This window comes from Streptomyces sp. Ru71 (assembly GCF_002920535.1).
In the GTDB taxonomy this organism is placed as follows: domain Bacteria; phylum Actinomycetota; class Actinomycetes; order Streptomycetales; family Streptomycetaceae; genus Streptomyces.
In genome coordinates, this window is the sequence record NZ_PQSS01000011.1 from 90904 (window position 1) to 109098 (window position 18195).

Sequence of the window (18195 nt, forward strand, 5' to 3'; positions counted from 1 at the left end):
GACCATGGACGTGATGCCACTGCTGTTGCTGGTGGCGGGCAGTGCGGCGGTCGCCGCGGCGGCCCGGCGCACCCCGGTGCCCGCGCCGCTGCTGCTGGTCGCGGCCGGCCTGGCCGTGTCGTACGTGCCCGGCATCCCCGACTACCGGCTCGACCCGGACGTGGTGCTGCCCCTGCTGCTGCCGCCGCTGCTGTACACCTCCGCCACCGACAGCTCCTACCTGGACCTCAGAGCGCAGACGCGGCCGGTGGCGCTGCTGTCCGTCGGCTACGTCCTGTTCGCGACCGTCCTCGTCGGCTGGGCCGCGTACGTGCTCGTGCCCGGCCTGCCGCTGACCGCGGCGCTCGTGCTCGGCGCGGTCGTCGCGCCGCCGGACGCGGTGGCGGCGACGGCGGTGGCGCGCAGGGTCGGGCTGCCCTCCCGGATCACCACGATCCTCCAGGGCGAGTCCCTGCTGAACGACGCCACCGCGATCACCGCGTACAAGGTGGCCCTCGCCGCGGCCGTCGGCGAGGGCGCGTCCTGGGCCGGCGGGATCGGCGAGTTCCTGCTCGCGGCGGTCGGCGGCGTGGTGGTGGGCCTGGTCCTGATGGCCCCGATCCACTGGCTGCGCACCCACCTCAAGGAACCCCTGCTGCAGAACACCCTCTCGCTGCTGATCCCGTTCGTCGCCTACGCGGCGGCCGAGCAGGTCCACGCCTCGGGTGTGCTGGCCGTGGTCGTCGTCGCGCTGTACCTCGGGCACCGCGCGTGGGAGGTCGACTTCGCCACCCGGCTGCAGGAGGAGGCGGTGTGGAAGATGGTCGCCTTCGTCCTGGAGTCGGCCGTCTTCGCGCTCATCGGCCTGCAACTGCCGGTCGTCCTGAAGGGCCTCGGGGAGTACGAGGGTGCCGACGCCGCCTGGTACGCCATCGCGCTCTTCCTGGTGGTCGTCGCGGCCCGCTTCCTGTGGGTGTACCCGGCGACCTTCCTGCCGCGGCTGCTGTCGGCACGCGTGCGTACGCGCGAGGACAACCCCACCTGGCGTGCCCCGGTCGTCATCGCGTGGGCCGGCATGCGCGGGGTCGTCTCCCTGGCCATCGCCTTCTCCATCCCGCTCCACCTGCACGACGGCGACCAGCCCTTCCCGCAGCGCAACCTGATCCTCTTCCTGACCTTCACCACGGTCATCGGCACCCTCGTGGTGCAGGGACTGACCCTGCCCCCGCTGATCCGCCTGCTGAAGTTCCCCGGCCGCGACATCCAGGCCGAGACCCTGGCGGAGGCCAACGCGCAGGCGCAGGCGTCCCGCGTCGCCGAGCAGCGCCTGGACGACCTCCTCGCCGACGAGCGCAACGCCCTTCCGCCGCCGCTCGCCGACCGGCTGCGCACCGTCCTGGAGCGCCGCCGCAACGCCGTGTGGGAACGCCTCGGCCAGGTCAATCCGATCACCGGTGAGACCGCCGACGACACCTACCGGCGGCTGTCCAGCGAGATGATCAGCGCCGAACGTGAGGTCTTCGTGAAGCTGCGCGACGGCCGCTACATCGACGACGAGATGCTGCGCACGCTGCTGCGCCGCCTGGACCTGGAGGAGGCGGCGGCCTACCGCGAGGCGACCTGATCCGTACCGGGACCGGACCGAGGCGGGCGAGACGGGGGGAACGGGCGGCCCGTGATCACGGCTGCGAGGACGGTGCCGCGCGGGAAGGCCCCCTCCTCGGTCAGGGCGACGAGCCCGTACAACAGCTTGGCGACATAGAGACGTTCCACGGGCAGTCGGTGCCGCTCCTCGAAGTCCTCCGCGAACGCGTCCAGCAGGGCGGGCACGCGCGCGTAGCCGCCGAAGTGGAAGCGCTCGTCCAGGGACCAGCTGCCGCGCCGGCCGCCGAAGGCCGCGCCCTGCAGCCGCCGTATCTCGTCGGCGAGGAAGCCTCCCTTGAGCACCGGGATGCCGAGCGCCCGCTGCCCGGGCCCCAGTCCGGCGGCCAGCCCGGCCAGGGTGCCGCCGGTGCCGCAGGCGACCGCGACCACGTCCGCCCGGCCGCGCAGTTCCGCGCCGAGCGCCAGGCATCCCCGCACCGCCGCCGCGTTGCTGCCGCCCTCGGGCACGACGTACGCGTCCGGGACCCCTGCCGAGCCCAGGACCGCGGCAAGGATGTCCGGTTCCGCTTTACGGCGATACGTCGACCTGTCGACGAAGTGCAGCCGCATGCCGTCGGCGGCGCACCGGGCCAGCACGGGATTGAGGGGGCGGCCGGCCAGCTCCTGGCCGCGGACCACACCCACCGTGGGCACGCCCAGGAGGCGGCCCGCGGCGGCCGTGGCCCGCAGGTGGTTGGAGTACGCGCCGCCGAACGTCACGATCGGGCGCCCGGCCGCCGCCGTGAGGTTGGGCGCCAGCTTGCGCCACTTGTTGCCGACCAGCTCCGGGTGGATCAGGTCGTCGCGCTTGAGGAACAGACGGACGCCGTGCCGGGCGAAACGGTCGTCCGGCACCTCCCGCAGGGGCGAGGGGAGACGGGGTTCAAGGGCGTCCAGGCTGGTCACGGCACCATTGTCGAACAGCCGCTCACTTCAGGCGGTCGCGGATCCGTGCCCGCAGCCACGTCATCGTGAACCCCCGCGGGTCCACCTTCCCCGGTTGCCACTCCAGGTGCCCGATGACCGACCGCTGTGTCCAGCCGTGCCGGCGGCAGACGGCCGCCGCCGCCTTCTCGATCGCCTCCAGCTGGGCCTCGGGCCAGGGGTCCTCGCCGTCGCCGAGGTTCTCGCACTCGAAGCCGTAGAAGCAGCGGTTGCCGTCGGTGTCGGCCTCGTTGTCGTGGGGCAGCGCCTTCTCCGCGATCACCGCGCGCAGTACGTCGTGGTCGCCGAGGCCGGCGTGGTTGGCGCGGCCGTAGCCGACCAGGTGGACCGTGCCGTCCTTGGTGATCACGCCGTGGCACAGCGGGCCCGGCAGCCCCGGGTGTCCGTCGCGGCAGAGCTCCACCGTGCGCGCGCTGCCGCGGGTCACCGTGTGGTGGATCATCACGCCGTGCACCGGGCCCCAGGGGCCCTTGTGATTGCGGTTGTGATGCCTCCAGTCGCCGACTTCGACGACCTTCAGACCCTCGGCTCTCAGCGCGGCCAGGAAGTCGCTCGCGGACAGGGGTGAGGCCATGTCGCCTCCTTCGTGCTGCCGTGCCGCGGCCACGGGTCGCGGCCGCCGTCGTTACAGCGCTTGTACCGAAACGGGATGTCCTGGACCACATCGTTCGTACGGTGTGCGAGCCGATCCGGACATGCCGGGACCGATCGGTGGGGAAGCGGATTTCTCCCTCTTCCCAGCGAGCGGTGATCCAACCCCGCTCTTTCGTGTAATAGCACCGGCACGCTCCGTGATGGGAGCCTGGTCGGAGATCGATGCCTGGCGCACTTCGGAGCCAGTGCAGCACTGGGAGGGCAGTTCTCTATGTCGGTAGGCGAAGAGGTCCGCACGGAAGAGACCCGGCCGCAGCAGAGCCTTGGCACCGCGGCCGCGCGGAACCTGGCCACCACCACCAAGTCCGTCCCGCAGATGCAGGAGATCAGCTCGCGCTGGCTGCTGCGGCTCCTGCCGTGGGTGGATGTGCAGGGCGGCACGTACCGGGTGAACCGGCGGCTGACCTACGCGGTCGGCGACGGCCGCATCACGTTCGTGAAGACCGGGGACCGGGTCGAGGTGATCCCCGCCGAGCTGGGTGAGCTGCCCGCCCTGAGGTCGTACGAGGACGAGGAGGTGCTGGCGGAACTGGCCCAGCGCTGCCGGCAGCACGAGTTCGCCCCGGGCGACGTGATCGCCTCCTTCGGCAGCCAGGCCGAGGAGGTGTACCTGCTGGCGCACGGCAGGGTGGAGAAGGTCGGCACCGGCCCCTACGGCGACGACCAGGTCCTCGGTGTGCTCGCCGACGGCGCGTACTTCGGCGACCAGGCGTTGCTGTCCGGCGACGCCATCTGGGAGTACACCGCCCGCGCGGACACCGCGTGCACGGTGCTGATCCTCTCCCGCCAGGACGTCGAGCAGGTCGCCGAGCGCGCCGAGTCCCTGCGCGAGCAGCTGCGGCGCACGCGCTCGGTTCCGGCCCAGCGCACCAACAAGTACGGGGAGAAGGAGGTCGAGCTGGCCGCCGGTCACTCCGGCGAGCCGGACATCCCGCACACCTTCGTCGACTACGAGGCCCGGCCCCGCGAGTACGAGCTGAGCATCGCCCAGACCGTGCTGCGCATCCACACGCGCGTGGCCGACCTGTACAACCAGCCGATGAACCAGACCGAGCAGCAGCTGCGGCTCACCGTCGAGGCGTTGAAGGAGCGCCAGGAGCACGAGCTGGTCAACAACCGTGAGTTCGGCCTGCTCAACAACTGCGAGTACGACCAGCGGATCCAGCCGCACGACGGCGTGCCCAGCCCGGACGACATGGACGAGCTGCTCAGCCGGCGGCGCGGCACCAAGATGTTCCTCGCCCACCCGCGCGCGATCGCCGCGTTCGGGCGGGAGCTGAACAAGCGCGGGCTCGTCCCCGAGACCATCGACGTGGGCGGCAACCGCATCCCGACCTGGCGGGGCGTGCCGATCTACCCGTGCAACAAGATCCCGGTGACGGAGGCGCGCACCACCTCCATCATCGCGATGCGTCTCGGTGAGCAGGACCAGGGCGTCATCGGCCTGCGACAGTCCGGCCTCCCCGACGAGATCGAGCCGAGCCTGTCCGTGCGGTTCATGGGCATCAACGAGCAGGCGATCATCAAGTACCTGGTGACGGCGTACTACTCGGCGGCGGTGCTCGTGCCCGATGCGCTGGGCGTGCTGGAGAACGTCGAGATCGGCCGCTGGCGGTGACCCTCCCCGTCCAGGGGCCGTGTGCCCGTCCCACGGCGGGGCGGGCACACGCTTCGGCCGCGCTCCCGGCGCAGGGCGGGGCGACGACGGACGGCGCGGAGGCGGCGGTGCTTCTGGAGCGGGCGCGGGTCCTGGTCGATCCCGAGCTGCGCGCGGCGGTGGCCTCGCTGCCGCACTCCATGCGACGTGTCGCCGGGTACCACTTCGGCTGGGAGCGGGCGGACGGCACTGCGGACTCGGCACCCGCGGGCAAGGCGCTGCGGCCGGCGCTCGTCCTCGCGGCGGCCGACGCGCTCGGCGGGCGGCCTGCGCTGGAGAGCGCGGTGCGGGTGGCCGCGGCGGTGGAGCTGGTGCACAACTTCACGCTGCTGCACGACGACGTGATGGACCGGGACAGCACCCGGCGGCACCGGCCGACCGCCTGGACCGTGTTCGGGGACGCCGACGCGATCCTCGCCGGCGACGCCCTGCAGGCCCTCGCGCTGCGGATGCTCGCGGAGGATCCGCATCCGGCGGCCGCGGCGGCGGCCGCGCGGCTGACGTCCTGTGTCGTCGAGTTGTGCGCCGGGCAGCACACCGACACCGCGCTGGAGCGGCGCGCGGCCGGTGAGGTGGGGATCGACGAGGTGCTCGCCATGGCCGAGGCCAAGACCGGGGCGCTGCTGGGCTGTGCCTGCGCGATCGGTGCGCTGTACGCGGGAGCGGAGGTGGAGGACGTCGAGGCGCTGGAGGTGTTCGGGCGGGAGGCCGGGCTCGCCTTCCAGCTCATCGACGACGTGATCGGGATCTGGGGGGATCCCCGGCACACCGGCAAGCCGGCGGGGGCGGATCTCGCGGCGCGGAAGAAGTCGCTGCCGGTGGTCGCGGCGTTGGCCTCCGGCACGGGGGCGGCGCGGGAGCTGGCGGAGTTGTACGCGGTGCCGTTCGAGGCGGGGGATGTGGAGCGGGCGGCGTCCGCCGTGGAGCGGGCCGGTGGGCGGGACTGGGCGCAGGAGCAGGCGGCGGATCGTATGTCGCGGGCTGTTTGTGCGTTGGCTCGGGTTTTGCCGGAGCCGGAGAGGGCGGGGGGTTTGCTGAGTCTGGCGGAGTTTGTCACGCGGCGTTGTTCGTGACGATTGCCTGCGGCGCTTGGCCGGGCTTGGCTGCGGTGGTCTTTCGTCTGCGGGTGCGTTGTGGTTGCTCGCGCAGTTCCCCGCGCCCCCTTGAACGCCTGCGGCGGCCCCCTCCCGCCGTGCGCGGGTGCGGGCCGTCGCCGGGCGGGCGTGCGGGATAGGGTCAACGACCGTATTCCGTAGGCGGGTTGGTGGGAGGGTCCTCGTGGGTGTGGTCATACGGCGGGCGGATGCGGGGGATCGGGACCTCGTCGTGCGGTTGTTGGACGAGGCCTTTCTGGATGATCCGGTCAGCGCGTGGGTGTTTCCCGGGGAGGAGTACCGGCGCCGTACGCATCGGCGGTTGATGGGGGCCTTCACCGACATCGTGCTCGGTGAGGGGTGGATCGATCTCAGCGATGACTTGGCTGCCTGCGCGTTGTGGCTGTCCGTGCCCGGTGGCGAGCACGGGGAGGACGAGGGGCCCGCTGAGCTGCGGCAGGCGGTGGATCCGGGAAATGAGCGGGTGGAGTTGATCGGGCGGCTGACCGCCGGGGTGCACCCCGGGGAGCGTGCGCATCTCTATCTGTGGATGATCGGGGTCGCTCCGGAGCGGCAGGGGGAGGGGCTGGGCACCGCGTTGATCGAGCATGTGCTTCAGCGGTGCGACCGCGAGGGGCTGCCCGCCTATCTGGAGGCCAGCAACGTGCGCAGCCGGGCGTTGTACGAGCGGCTCGGCTTTGCGGTCATGGGTGACCTGGATCTGCCCGACGGGCCCCGGATGTGGCCGATGTGGCGGGAGCCGCGGGGCTGAAGCGGAGGGTCGTCTCTTAATTGATGCGGGTGGGGAAATCTCCTTGCAACCACTACAAGTGGAGTACTACAACTGAAGTGATCACCCGCCTACGGAAAAGAGACCGGCTTGCGCAAGCTCACCTACTTCATCGCCTGCTCGATCGACGGGTTCATCGGTGACCCGGCCGGCGACGCCTCGTCGATGTACTCGTTCGTCGACGAGGAGTTCATCGCGTTCCTCGCGGCGGAGTACCCGGAGACGATGGCGACCCCTGGCCGTCGCGCGATGGGTCTCGACGACCTGCCGAACAAACGGTTCGACACGATCATCCAGGGGCGGGGCAGCTATGAACTCGCCCTCAAGGAGGGCATCACCAGCCCGTATGCCCATCTGCGCGAGCACGTCGCCTCGCGCACCCTGGGGGAGTCGCCCGACCCGAACGTCGAGATCATCGCGGATGACCTGGTGGGGAAGGTGCGCGAGCTGAAGGCCGAGGAGGGTGGGCTCGGCATCTATCTGTGCGGTGGGTCGCGGCTCGCCGGGCAGCTGGTCGACGAGGTCGACGAGCTCGTCATCAAGACCTACCCGCAGATCTACGGTTCGGGCATGCCGATGTTCGGCTCGGCCTTCGCCGTCACGGACTTCCGGCTGGAGGACGTGCGCACGTTCAGGAACGGCGTCCTGGTGCGGACGTACAGCAGGAAGGGCTGAGCCGCCCTACGCTGGGGAGATGGACCGCGACGAACCCGTCTGCCCCGTCTGCGGACAGCCCGTCGAGAGGGTCGTCCGGCGGCACAAGACGCTGGGCGCCTGGGTGCCGGTGTGGGGGCCCGGGCCCTGCCGCAACCCCGAGTGCCCGGCGGCCCGTGCGGAGGAGGAGCCCGGGGGCGTCGCCCCGGCCGAGGAGGCCGCGCAGAAAGCGGACGACGCCCCGCGGAAAGGTGGCTAGCGTGGGCGCATGACCGACGCCCCGCACATCCTCCACCTCACCGAACGCTCCCTGTGGGAGGCCGCCCGCGCCCGGGGCCGGTACACGATGTCGACCCGCGGCCGCACCCTGGAGCAGGAGGGTTTCATCCACTGCTCGACCCGGGCGCAACTGCCCGCGGTGGCCGCCTTTCTGTACGGCGGCTACGACGGCCCGGACGAGCTGGTCGTCCTCGTCGTGGACCCGGCGCGGCTGGATGTGCCGCTGAAGTACGAGGCCGCCGAGCCCGGCGGAGAGGAGTTCCCGCACGTGTACGGGCCCATCCCGGCGGCCGCCGTGGTGGCCGAGGAGCCGTGGTCGGCCTGAGCCGTCAGCCGTCCGCCCGCTGCATGAACCGCAGCAGATTGCCCGCCGGGTCCCGGAACGCGCAGTCCCGCACCCCGTAGGGCTGGTCCATCGGCTCCTGCAGGATCTCCGTGCCCGCCTCCCTGACCTTCTCGCACAGCGCCTCGCAGTCGGGGGTGGTGAAGATGACGCCGCGCAGCACGCCCTTGGCCAGCAGCCGGGTCAGGGTCTCCCGGTCGGCGGGGGAGGCGTCGGCAGCCGGCGGCTCCAGCACGATCTCCACGTCCGGCTGGAGCGGGGAGCCGACGGTCAGCCAGCGCAGCCCCTCGTACTCCACGTCGTTGCGCAGCTGGAGGCCGAGGACGTCCCGGTAGAAGGCGAGCGCCTTGTCGGGGTCGTCGACGGTGATGAAGCACTGCTTCAGTTTCACATCCATGACGGTCAACCTAAGGTCGGCGCGGGCGCGTGAGCCGGCGCACCACGCAGGGCGGGATCACCGCGACCTCCTCGTGCGGACGGGCCCGGTACGCGCTCGGTGTCATGCCCACCAGCTGGGTGAACCGGGAGCTGAACGAGCCCAGCGAGGTGCAGCCGACGGCGAAGCACACCTCGGTCACGCTCAGGTCCCCGCGCCGCAGCAGCGCCTTGGCGCGCTCCACCCGGAGGGTCATCAGATAGCCGTAGGGCGTCTCGCCGTACGCCTCGCGGAAGCTGCGCTGGAAGTGGCCCGGAGACATCAGCGCCGTACGGGCGAGCGTGGCGATGTCGAGAGGCTCGGCGTACTCGCGGTCCATGCGGTCACGGGCCCTGCGCAGCCGGGCCAGGTCCTCGGGGGTCACCCGGCCAGCATGCCACGCGGAACCGGCCCAGCACATGGGGATCAATTGATCGGGTGCTGAGCGAATTGCGATCGATTGATACGTGGGCATTGACGTGATCCTTGTGCCTCCCTAGCTTCGGGCGTCGTTCCGGTCCCTCTGAGCCACCCAAGGAAGGTGGACACTCCATGAGGATCACCCCCGCCCTGTGCCGGTCGGCCGTGGCCGCCCTCGCGCTGATCGGTACGGCCGCGCTGCCCGCCGTACCGGCAGCGGCCGCCGGCACGACGACCTACGTCGACTGCTCCCGCCCCACGGCGGGTGACGGCAGCCAGGCCGCCCCCTTCAACAGCCTCGCCCAGGCCAACGGCCGCACCTACGGCCCCGGCGACACCCTCGCCCTGGCCGCCGGCACCACCTGCACCGGCACCCTCACACCCCGGGGAAGCGGCACCGCCGCCGCACCCGCCACGCTCACCTCGTACGGCTCCGGCGCCCGGCCGGTGATCGACGGCGCCGGCGCACCCGACGCCGTGGCCTTCACCGACCAGGACCACTGGACGGTCACCGGCCTGAAGATCACCAATCCGGCCCCGGCCCTGGCCCGCCGCACCGGGCTGCGGATCTCCGCCACCGACGGCCGCGCCCACTCCGGTTTCGACATCGGCGATCTCGTCGTCGACCGGGTCGCCGGGCAGACCAACAAGAACAGCCCGACGACCGACGACTACGTGCAGTCCGCCGGCATCGTCACCGGCGCGAGCGGCACCGGGTCCACGCTCGACGACATCCACGTCCACGACAACGTCATCAGCAACACCGGGGGCGGGGGAGTGAAGGTCCGAGTGGGCGCGATGGCGCTCAAGGGCACCGGTGTGCTGGTCGAGCGGAACACGATCAGCGACGTGGGCGGCGACGGCGTCATCGTCAGCTACGCCGAGGCGCCGCTGATCCAGTACAACACCGCCTCCGGCGTGGGCAACGGGGTCTATCCGTTCTCGGGCGGCAACTTCGCCGGGATCTGGGTGCTCGGCGACCACAACCCGGTGATGCAGTTCAACGCCGTCCACGACATCACGCGGATGTCCGTCTTCGACAGCGAGGCCTTCGACTGCGACTGGGGCAACACCGGCACCTGCACCATCCAGTACAACTTCAGCCGGGACAACATCGGCGGGTTCTTCCTCGACTGCGACGGCTGCGGCACCAGCGGGGCGGCGACCCAGGTCGTCCGCTACAACGTCTCCGAGAACGACTGCCGGATCGTCCACGCCTCCGGCGGCCGGTCCGCGCTGCGGATGTACAACAACGTCTTCTACTGCCCGGACAAGAAGTTCGACGTCACGCTGCCCTCGAACAGCCTCGTGGAGAACAACATCTGGGTGGGCACCGCCGACTCCAGGCTGCCCACCGGGTCCGGGATCTCCTGGCTGTGGAACGTCTTCCAGGGCGTGCCCCGGCCCACCGCCAACGGCATCGCCGGCGACCCGAGGTTCACCGCCCCCGGCACCGGCGGCGACACCCTGGCCTCCGCCGGCGGCTACCGGCTGCGCGCCGACTCCCCGGCCCTGGCCAACGGCGGCGTCGTCCAGGACAACGGCGGCCGGGACTACTGGGGCAACCCGGTCTCGGCGACCGCGAAGCCGAACCGGGGCGCGTACAACGGGCCGGGACTGTAGCGCGGGCCGGGACTGCAGCGCGGGCCCGGGCGATGGCCTGAGCGGATTGATCAGATGACCACGATGTGATCGGATACCGTGAGGGCGGGAGGTCGTGAGGCAGCCCGGACGGCGACGGCGGCCGGCGCCGTCGCGTCGCCAGGATCAGGAGGACCCGATGGCCACATCGGCGCAGGAACGCCGTACGCGCATCCTTCAGGTGGTGCGGGAGGCCGGATCCGTCCGGGTCGTGGAGCTCGCCGAACGCCTCGGCATCCCCGCCGTCACGGTGCGCCGGGACGTGGCCGCGCTGGCCGAGGAGGGGCGCCTGGAGCGCACGCACGGCGCGGTCTCGCTGTCGGCGGGCGCCTCCGCGGCCGGGCCCGGCGGGCAGGGACGGGTGATCGGCATGCTCGTGCCGTCCGTCGGGTCGTACTTCGACGAGGTCGTCGCGGGTGCCAGCGCCGCGGCGACCGCCGCCGGGGCCCGCGTGGTGCTCGGCATCGCCCCCTACGAGGCGGACAGCGACCGCGCCCAGGTCGAACGGCTGCTGGAGTCGGACGTCGACGGGCTGCTGCTGACCCCCAACTGGTCGGCGGACGGCGGCCTCGTGGGCAGCGACTGGCTGGGCGACCTGCCGGTGCCGGCCGTCCTCGTGGAGCGCCGGGCCGCGCCCGCCAGCCCCGCCGCGGGGCTCGACGCGGTCTGCTCCAACCACCGCCACGGCGTGCTGCTCGCCCTGCGCCGGCTCGCCGGGCTCGGCCACACGTCCGTGCTGCTCGCGGCGCGTTCCGACACCCGCACGGCGCACGAGGTGCGCGCCGGGTACGCCGTCGCGGTCGAGGGTCTCGGGCTCGCGGACCTGCCGGTCGTCGACATTCCCACGCCGGCCGCGGCGCGGCCCGCGGGCGGTCATCAGGCGCTGGCCGCGCGGATCGCCGAGGCCGCCGCCTCCGGCGTACGGGCGGTGCTGGTCCACAACGACCAGGACGCCATCCAGCTGCCGCCGCTGCTGCGCGCGCACGGTCTGACCGTGCCCGACGACCTGGCCCTGGTGTCGTACGACGACGTCTACGCGAACCTCTCCGACCCGCCGCTGACCGCGGTGGCCCCGCCCAAGCGGGCCGTGGGCGCGGAGGCGCTGCGGCTGCTGCTGCGCCGCCTCGACGAGGGGGACGCGCTGCCGGTGCACCAGATCGAGCTGCTGCCCTCGCTCACCGTGCGGGCGTCCTGCGGCTGACGCGCCCGGGCCCGCCGGACTCGGCGCCCGGCCCCGCCGGACTCGGGTTCGGGCTGATCACTTCAGATCATTTGATCGAAGAGTATTGACTCCGATCAAATGGCGACTGAGGATGTCACCCGATCCCGCCCCGTTCAAGGAGCCGCGCCCATGACTTCCTCCGCCACCGCACGCAGAGTCCGCTCCACCGCCCTGATCGCCGTCACCGCCCTGTCCCTCACCGCGCTCGCCGCCTGCGGCTCGGGCGAGGACGCGGACGCCGGCGCCGCCGGCAAGAACGGCCCCGTGACGATCACCTTCTGGGGCTGGGCCAAGGGCACCAAGGACGTCGTCGACGCCTTCAACGCGGCCCAGAAGGACGTGAAGGTGCAGTTCCAGGAGATCCCCTCCGGCAACGCCGGCGGCTACGCCAAGATCTCCAACGCGGTCAAGGCGGGCAACGCGCCCGACGTGTTCAACGTGGAGTACCCGCAGCTGCCGGACTTCGTCAGCCAGGGCGCCGTCAAGGACATCAGCAAGCTGGTCCCGGCCGGCCTCAAGGCCAAGTACCTGCCGCAGGCGGTGCAGTTGACCACGCTCGGCGGATCGACCTGGGCGCTGCCGCTGGACGCCGCGCCGCAGACCTTCTACTACCGCAAGGACGTCTTCGCCAAGGCGCACATCACCACGCCGCCGAAGACCTGGGACGAGTTCCGCGCCGACGCCGAGAAGATCAAGAAGGCCGACCCCAAGGCCCGTATCGCCACCTTCTTCCCCGACGACCCCAGCACCTTCGAGGCGATGGCCTGGCAGGCGGGCGCGCAGTGGTTCAAGACCGAGGGCGACGCGTGGAAGGTGAACTTCACCGACCCCGCCACCCAGCGGACCGCCGGCTACTGGCAGAAGATGATCGACGACGACCTGATCGACGTCGCCCCGTCCTTCTCCCAGCAGTGGACCGCCGCCCTGCAGAAGGGCCAGACCGTCGGCTACCTCGGCGCCAGCTGGGGCGCGGGCGTGCTCGGCGGCACCCTGCCCGACCAGACCGGCAAGTGGGCGGCCGCTCCCATCCCCACCGCCGACGGCAACCCGGCCAGCGGCATGCTCGGCGGCTCCACCTTCGCCGTGTCCAAGGACAGCAAGAAGGCCGAGGCCGCGGTGAAGTTCGCCGAGTGGGCCACCACCACCGAGGCCGGCATCAAGGCCCGTATCGCCAGCGGCACCTCCTCCGCCTACCCGGCCGCACCCGCGCTCGTCCCGGTCGCCAAGGCCTCCTTCAAGGGCGCGCTGTTCCAGGGCCAGGACGTCTACACGCTCTTCCAGGACGCCGCCAAGTCGATCCGCCCCGACTGGGCCTGGGGCCCGGCCATGGGCGTCACCAACAACTCCCTCAAGGACTCCTTCGCCGGCATCCAGGGCGGCAAGGGCAGCATCCTCGACAGCGTCAAGGGCGCCCAGAGCGCGACCACGAAGGAACTCGGCAACCGCGGCATCAAGGTGACCGGCTGATGGTCGCCCCGACGCTGCCCGGCGGCAGCGCCCCGGCCTCCCGCTCCGCCTCCCGCCCCGCCCGCCGGCGCGGGAGGCCGGGCGCCCCGGTGACGCTGCTGCTGCCGTTCTTCCTGCTCTTCACCGCGTGCACGCTGATCCCCATCGGCAACGCCGTCTACCTCAGCCTCTACCGCGAGCGCCGCTCCGGCCTCGGCTTCGGCGGCGTGCAGCGCGTGTTCGCCGGCCTCGGCAACTACACGCAGGCCCTCGGCGACGCGTCCTTCCGGGGCGGCTTCGTCAACCTGGCGCTGTACTGCGTGCTGTACATCCCGCTGATGCTGGCCCTGTCCCTGCTGCTGGCGCTGCTGCTCGACTCCACGCTCGCCCGCGCCCGGCGCTTCTTCCAGCTGGCGCTGTTCCTGCCGCACGCCGTGCCCGGCATCATCGCCGCCCTGGTGTGGATGTACCTGTACACGCCCGGCGTCAGCCCGGTGATCGGCGCCCTGCACTCCGGCGGCATCGAGGCCGACCTGCTCGGCCACCCGGTCCCCGCCGTCGTCAACATCGCGCTGTGGGAGTGGACCGGCTACAACCTCATCATCTTCTTCGCCGCCCTCCAGGCCATCCCGCGCGAGGTGCTGGAAGCCTCCGTCGTCGACGGCGCGGGCCCCCTGCGCACCGCGCTCAGCATCAAACTCCCGCTGATCCGGCCCTCGCTCGCCATGGTCGGCCTGTTCACCGTGATCGGCTCGCTCCAGCTGTTCACCGAGCCGATGATCCTGCACGGCGCGGCCCCCGGCGTCGTCACCACCTGGACCCCCAACATGTACGCCTACACCGCGGCCTTCGAACGGAACGACTACGGCCTCGCCGCGGCCGCCTCCGTCCTGCTCGCCCTCGCCGCCGCCGTCCTGTCCTTCGTGGTCACCCGGCTCAGCGGTGGCCGCGGCGCCGAGCCGAAGGGAGCGAAGGCATGAGCACCACCGCGCCCGTCCGGCCGGCACCGCCGAAGACCGATGCGTACGACACCCAGGAGCCGGGGCGCCGCCCCTGGTCCCTGTCGAAGACGGCCGTCAACGGCATCCTGCTGCTGGCCACCCTCTACACGCTCTTCCCGCTGCTGTGGCTGCTGACCGCCGCCGCCAAGAACACCGGCGACCTGCTCGGCGGGCGGACCCTGTCCCCCTCCCGCTGGCACCTCGGCGACAACCTCGCGAACCTCGCCGCGACCGGCGACGGCGTGTACTTCCGCTGGTACCTCAACTCCCTGCTGTACGCCGGCGGCGGCGCCCTGCTGTGCGGGCTGATCTGCGTCGCCGCGGGGTACGCCTTCCACGTCTCGCGCTTCGCCGGCAAGGAGAAGCTGTTCGGCCTGGTGCTGCTCGGCGTGCTGGTGCCGACCACCGCGCTCGCCCTGCCGATGTACCTGCTCGCCTCCAAGGTGGGCCTGGTCAACACCTTCTGGGCGGTGTTCCTGCCGTCCCTGGTCAACCCGTTCGGCGTCTACCTGGCCCGCGTCTTCTGCGCCGGCTATGTGCCCGGCGAGGTGCTGGAGGCCGCGCGCATGGACGGCGCGGGCGAACTGCGGACCTTCTGGTCGATCGGGCTGCGGATGGTGATGCCGGGGTTCGTGACGATCTGCCTGTTCCAGTTCACGGCGATCTGGAACAACTTCTTCCTGCCGCTGGTGATGCTGTCCGACACCAAGCTGTTCCCGGTCAGCCTCGGCCTGTACGCGTGGAACACCCAGACCCACTCCTTCCCCGAGTACTACCCGCTGGTGGTGACCGGCTCGCTGCTCGCCGTGATCCCGCTCGTCGTCGCCTTCGTCGCGCTGCAGCGGTTCTGGAAGGCGGGCATGACCGCGGGAGCCGTCAAGTGACCGCCCCCGCCGGACGCCGCCGGCCGCGTGCCCTGCTGGCCATGCACGCCGACCTGGCGGCCAAGCTCATCGACGCCCCCACCATGACCCGGCTCACCGACCTCGCCGACCTCGACCCGAAGCTGGTCGTCGAGGACTTCACCGAGCCGCGCGCGGCAGCCGTCCTGCACGAGACCGAGGTGATCGTCAGCAGCTGGGGCTGCCCTCCGCTGACGGCCGAGGTGCTGGCCGCCGCGCCCCGCCTGCGGGCGGTCGTCCACGCGGCCGGCTCGGTCAAGCACCACATCACCGAGGCGTGCTGGGAACGCGGCATCCAGGTCACGTCGGCGGCCTGGGCGAACGCCCTGCCCGTCGCCGAGTACACGGTCGCCCTGATCCTGCTCGCCAACAAACGGCTCCTGCGCATCCGCGACGACTACCGCCGCCGCCGCGCCCCGCACGACTGGCAGGGCGCCTACGCCGAGGCCGGCAACTACCGCCGTACGGTCGGTATCGTCGGCGCCTCCCGCATCGGCCGCCGGGTCCTGGAACTGCTGCGTCCGCACGACCTGGACCTCCTCCTGCACGACCCCTACGTCCCGCCCGCCGAGGCGGCGGCGCTGGGCGCGCGGTCGGTCGGCCTGGACGAGCTGTGCGCCGCGTCGGACGTGGTGAGCGTGCACGCCCCCGAGCTGCCCGAGACCCGGCACCTGATCGACGCCGGCCGCCTGGCGCTGATGCACACCGGCGCCACGCTCATCAACACCTCCCGCGGCTCGCTGATCGACCAGGACGCGCTGACCGAGGAGCTGACGGCGGGCCGGCTGGACGCGGTCCTCGACGTGACGGTCCCGGAGGTCCTGCCCCCCGACTCCCCGCTCTACGACCTGCCCAACGTGCTGCTGACCCCGCACATCGCGGGCTCCCTGGGCAACGAGCTGCACCGCATGGCCGCGGCGGCCGCCGACGAACTCGACCGCTACACCGCGGGCCTGCCCTTCGCCCACCCGGTCAGCCGGGCGGAGTGGCACCGGTCGGCCTGAGCGTCAGGTGGTCCAGGCGACGGGGGAGCGGGGGTCCGGGAGGTACACGCAGTACGTGCCGGTACGGATCGTCCGGTCGAGGTGCTCGCCGAGCGGCGGGCAGGTCGCGTGCAGACGGGCGAGCGCCTTGCGCAGGGCCTGGGTCACCGCGGCCCGGGCCCGTTCCGAGGCCGCGCCGGCCCGCCGGTCCCGCCCGCCCAGACCGACGGCCCGGCGCAGCTCGGCGATCAGGAAGTCGCGCTCGTAGGCGGCCTGTTCCTGCCGGGCGAGGTCGCCCTGGGCCCGGGCGTCGTCGAGGTCCTCCTCGATCTCCGCGAGCCGCTGCCGGTAGGCCGCCTTGGCACGCTCGTCCAGCAGCGGACCGGCGTCCGGGGCGCGCACCAGCCGGGCGGCCGCCGCGGGGTCGTCGGTGTCGGCGGCGGCGAGGTCGAGGACATGGAACTCCCGGCCGGGCGCGGCCAGCAGCCGGGCCAGGTGCCGCATGCCCTTGCTGTCGCGGACGGTCGCCCGCCGGCCGTCGAAAAGGACCGTCCAGTAGTCGCCCTCGCGGACGAAGAGGTCGGCTTCGGTGGCGTCCGCGGGCGCCGGCTCGGTGACGCGGGGCTGCGCGGGGTGCTCGGTCGTGGTCCGGGCATGCTGGGCCGGCTGCTCGGACGTGCCCCCGGCCAGCTGCTCGAACGTGGCCTGCGCCGCCCCGCGTTCGAGGTTCTCGGCCTCCGGATCGCCCAGGTCGCGCCGGGCGTCGGCGAGCAGCAGCCGGCACTCGGCCGTCTCGTAGGGTGCGCCGATCTCGCTCCACACGCGTACCGCGTCGGCGAGCGCCTCCGCCGCGCCGGCCGCGTCGCCCTCGGCGAGCAACACCTCGCCCCGCGCGCGCAGCGCCGCCCCGCTGAGCGCGCTGCTCCCGTAACGGGCGGCCACCTCCGCCAGCTCCCGGGCGGCGGCCCGGGCCGTGTCCGCGTCGGCGGCGGCCAGGGCGATGGACACCTGCGCGGCCAGCAGGGGCGCCCGGCGCAGCGCGGTGCTGGGCGGCAGCTCCTTGGACGGCACCGGCAGCGGGTGGGCCAGTGCCTGCCGGATCGTGGCGGCCGCCGTGCCGGCGTCCCCGGCGGCGAGCCGGGTGAGCGAGAGCCAGGGCTCGGGGTCCCAGCCGAGCCGGTGGGCGGCGAGCAGCGCTTCCTCGGCGCCCTGCGGATCACCGCGGCGCAGCCGGATGCGGCCCAGCTCGGTCAGCGGCCAGCCCAGCTCGCGGCGCACATAGGGGCGCAGCTCCTCGCAGGCCAGCAGTGCCTGCCGCTCGGCGGGTGCGCACTGGCCCCGCAGCCGCAGGATCTCGGCCCGGTGCACCCGGCACCGGCCGTGCAGGCTGCCGATGGGGTTGGCCCGGGTCCACCGCTCCATCGCCTCGGTCCACTGCTCGGCCAGGTCGTACTGGGCCAGGCCCTGCAGCGCGCAGACCAGCTCGCAGTAGACGACCCCGGTCGACAGCGGGTCGAGGTCACCGGACATCGCGGTCGCGCCGGCGTCGTCGAGCAGCGCCAGCCCTTCCTCCACGTCACCGTCGACGATGAGCAGCCGGGCCTGTGCCACCCGCCCCACGGCGGCCGCCGCCGGATCCGTGCCCGAGCCGGTGATCACCGCCCGCCCGGCCCACGCGCGGGCGGCGTCCGGATCGCCGCTGAGCAGCCGTTCGTAGGCCCGCACCACGGCGAACCAGGCGTACGCGGGCGTGGCCGCGCCCGGGCCGAGCAGCTGTTCGGCGCGGCGCAGCCACCCCCGTACGGGGGCCATGAGCGCGGTGTCGAACAGCAGGTGCATCGCCACGCGTACGGCGGCGCCGGCCGCGCCGGTGTCCTCGCCGAGCGCCGCCAGCTCGCCGTGCAGCCGCTCCCAGGTCTCGATCGCCGTGTCGAGGTGCCCCGCGGCGTAGGCGACGCCGGCGAGCTCGGCGAGTTCCGCCGGGCCCAGCTCGCCGGCCCGCAGGTAGGCGTCGTAGGCGTCGCTCCACGCGCCGCGGGCCGCGGCCGTCCGGGCCTGTTCGAGTGCGGCCGGGTGGCCGCCGGCATGGCTCACGCCCACGTCCTTTCCGTCGCGGGCCGCGTGGT

The 18195-nt window shown here is 72.5% G+C and carries 18 protein-coding genes; 13 read left to right on the forward strand and 5 right to left on the reverse strand.

Features of this window, described 5'->3' with window-relative positions:
- Positions 1–4: 4 nt before the first annotated feature.
- The gene (locus C3489_RS09740; protein WP_103781360.1) at positions 5–1603 is read left to right on the forward strand and encodes a Na+/H+ antiporter; all 1599 of its coding nucleotides are present in this window, start codon (positions 5–7) and stop codon (positions 1601–1603) included.
- Here the strand turns inward: C3489_RS09740 and C3489_RS09745 are convergent.
- Both C3489_RS09745 and C3489_RS09750 read right to left on the reverse strand, forming a co-directional pair.
- The gene (locus C3489_RS09745) at positions 1585–2529 is read right to left on the reverse strand and encodes a 1-aminocyclopropane-1-carboxylate deaminase/D-cysteine desulfhydrase (RefSeq protein WP_103781361.1); all 945 of its coding nucleotides are present in this window, start codon (positions 2527–2529) and stop codon (positions 1585–1587) included. The two genes, C3489_RS09740 and C3489_RS09745, sit on opposite strands and share 19 nt — an antisense overlap.
- 22 nt (positions 2530–2551) lie before the next feature.
- Positions 2552–3142, reverse strand: a complete 591-nt coding sequence (locus C3489_RS09750) for an N-acetylmuramoyl-L-alanine amidase (RefSeq protein WP_103781362.1) — start codon at positions 3140–3142, stop codon at positions 2552–2554.
- Between the two features lie 291 nt (positions 3143–3433).
- On the opposite strand from C3489_RS09750, the gene C3489_RS09755 reads away from it, so the two are divergent.
- The 6 genes from C3489_RS09755 (at position 3434) to C3489_RS09780 (ending at position 8021) form a co-directional block, all read left to right on the forward strand.
- Positions 3434–4840: a family 2B encapsulin nanocompartment shell protein gene (locus C3489_RS09755; protein WP_103781363.1), complete on the forward strand. Its 1407-nt coding sequence runs from the start codon at positions 3434–3436 to the stop codon at positions 4838–4840.
- Positions 4837–5952, forward strand: a complete 1116-nt coding sequence (locus tag C3489_RS09760; protein WP_258054624.1) for a family 2 encapsulin nanocompartment cargo protein polyprenyl transferase — start codon at positions 4837–4839, stop codon at positions 5950–5952. The genes C3489_RS09755 and C3489_RS09760 overlap by 4 nt, the downstream gene beginning before the upstream one ends.
- Before the next feature lie 205 nt (positions 5953–6157).
- Positions 6158–6745, forward strand: coding sequence for a GNAT family N-acetyltransferase (locus tag C3489_RS09765; protein WP_103781365.1), 588 nt, complete (start codon positions 6158–6160; stop codon positions 6743–6745).
- 108 nt (positions 6746–6853) lie between these two features.
- A complete protein-coding gene (locus tag C3489_RS09770; RefSeq protein WP_103781366.1) occupies positions 6854–7438 on the forward strand; it encodes a dihydrofolate reductase family protein in 585 nt (194 codons plus the stop codon).
- Positions 7439–7457: 19 nt separating this feature from the next.
- The gene (locus C3489_RS09775) at positions 7458–7676 is read left to right on the forward strand and encodes a hypothetical protein (RefSeq protein ID WP_103781367.1); all 219 of its coding nucleotides are present in this window, start codon (positions 7458–7460) and stop codon (positions 7674–7676) included.
- A gap of 9 nt (positions 7677–7685) precedes the next feature.
- A complete protein-coding gene (locus C3489_RS09780) occupies positions 7686–8021 on the forward strand; it encodes a DUF952 domain-containing protein (RefSeq protein WP_103781368.1) in 336 nt (111 codons plus the stop codon).
- A gap of 4 nt (positions 8022–8025) precedes the next feature.
- On the opposite strand, the gene C3489_RS09785 is transcribed toward C3489_RS09780, so the two are convergent.
- Entirely contained in the window at positions 8026–8436 is a 411-nt protein-coding gene (locus tag C3489_RS09785; protein ID WP_103781413.1) for a VOC family protein, read from the reverse strand.
- 10 nt (positions 8437–8446) lie between these two features.
- Complete coding sequence (locus C3489_RS09790) at positions 8447–8875, reverse strand: helix-turn-helix transcriptional regulator (protein ID WP_103781369.1); 429 nt, start codon at positions 8873–8875, stop codon at positions 8447–8449.
- 131 nt (positions 8876–9006) lie between these two features.
- Here C3489_RS09790 and C3489_RS09795 point away from each other — a divergent pair, with 131 nt between their 5' ends.
- From C3489_RS09795 to C3489_RS09820, 6 genes are all read left to right on the forward strand, one after another.
- Complete coding sequence (locus C3489_RS09795) at positions 9007–10497, forward strand: right-handed parallel beta-helix repeat-containing protein (RefSeq protein ID WP_103781370.1); 1491 nt, start codon at positions 9007–9009, stop codon at positions 10495–10497.
- Between the two features lie 157 nt (positions 10498–10654).
- Positions 10655–11716 carry a substrate-binding domain-containing protein gene (locus C3489_RS09800; protein ID WP_103781371.1) on the forward strand — a complete coding sequence of 354 codons (1062 nt, stop codon included), beginning with the start codon at positions 10655–10657 and terminating at the stop codon, positions 11714–11716.
- Between the two features lie 150 nt (positions 11717–11866).
- On the forward strand, positions 11867–13204 hold the full coding sequence (locus C3489_RS09805; RefSeq protein ID WP_103781372.1) for an ABC transporter substrate-binding protein: 1338 nt from the start codon (positions 11867–11869) through the stop codon (positions 13202–13204).
- Positions 13204–14163, forward strand: coding sequence for a carbohydrate ABC transporter permease (locus C3489_RS09810; protein WP_103781373.1), 960 nt, complete (start codon positions 13204–13206; stop codon positions 14161–14163). Before C3489_RS09805 ends, C3489_RS09810 begins: the two co-directional genes overlap by 1 nt.
- Positions 14160–15068 carry a carbohydrate ABC transporter permease gene (locus tag C3489_RS09815; RefSeq protein WP_103781374.1) on the forward strand — a complete coding sequence of 303 codons (909 nt, stop codon included), beginning with the start codon at positions 14160–14162 and terminating at the stop codon, positions 15066–15068. Before C3489_RS09810 ends, C3489_RS09815 begins: the two co-directional genes overlap by 4 nt.
- 41 nt (positions 15069–15109) lie before the next feature.
- Positions 15110–16090 (forward strand): hydroxyacid dehydrogenase, encoded by a 981-nt coding sequence (locus tag C3489_RS09820; protein WP_103781414.1) that lies wholly within the window; start codon positions 15110–15112, stop codon positions 16088–16090.
- A 3-nt stretch (positions 16091–16093) separates the two neighbouring features.
- On the opposite strand, the gene C3489_RS09825 is transcribed toward C3489_RS09820, so the two are convergent.
- The gene (locus C3489_RS09825) at positions 16094–18163 is read right to left on the reverse strand and encodes a transcriptional regulator (RefSeq protein WP_103781375.1); all 2070 of its coding nucleotides are present in this window, start codon (positions 18161–18163) and stop codon (positions 16094–16096) included.
- Positions 18164–18195: the final 32 nt, after the last annotated feature.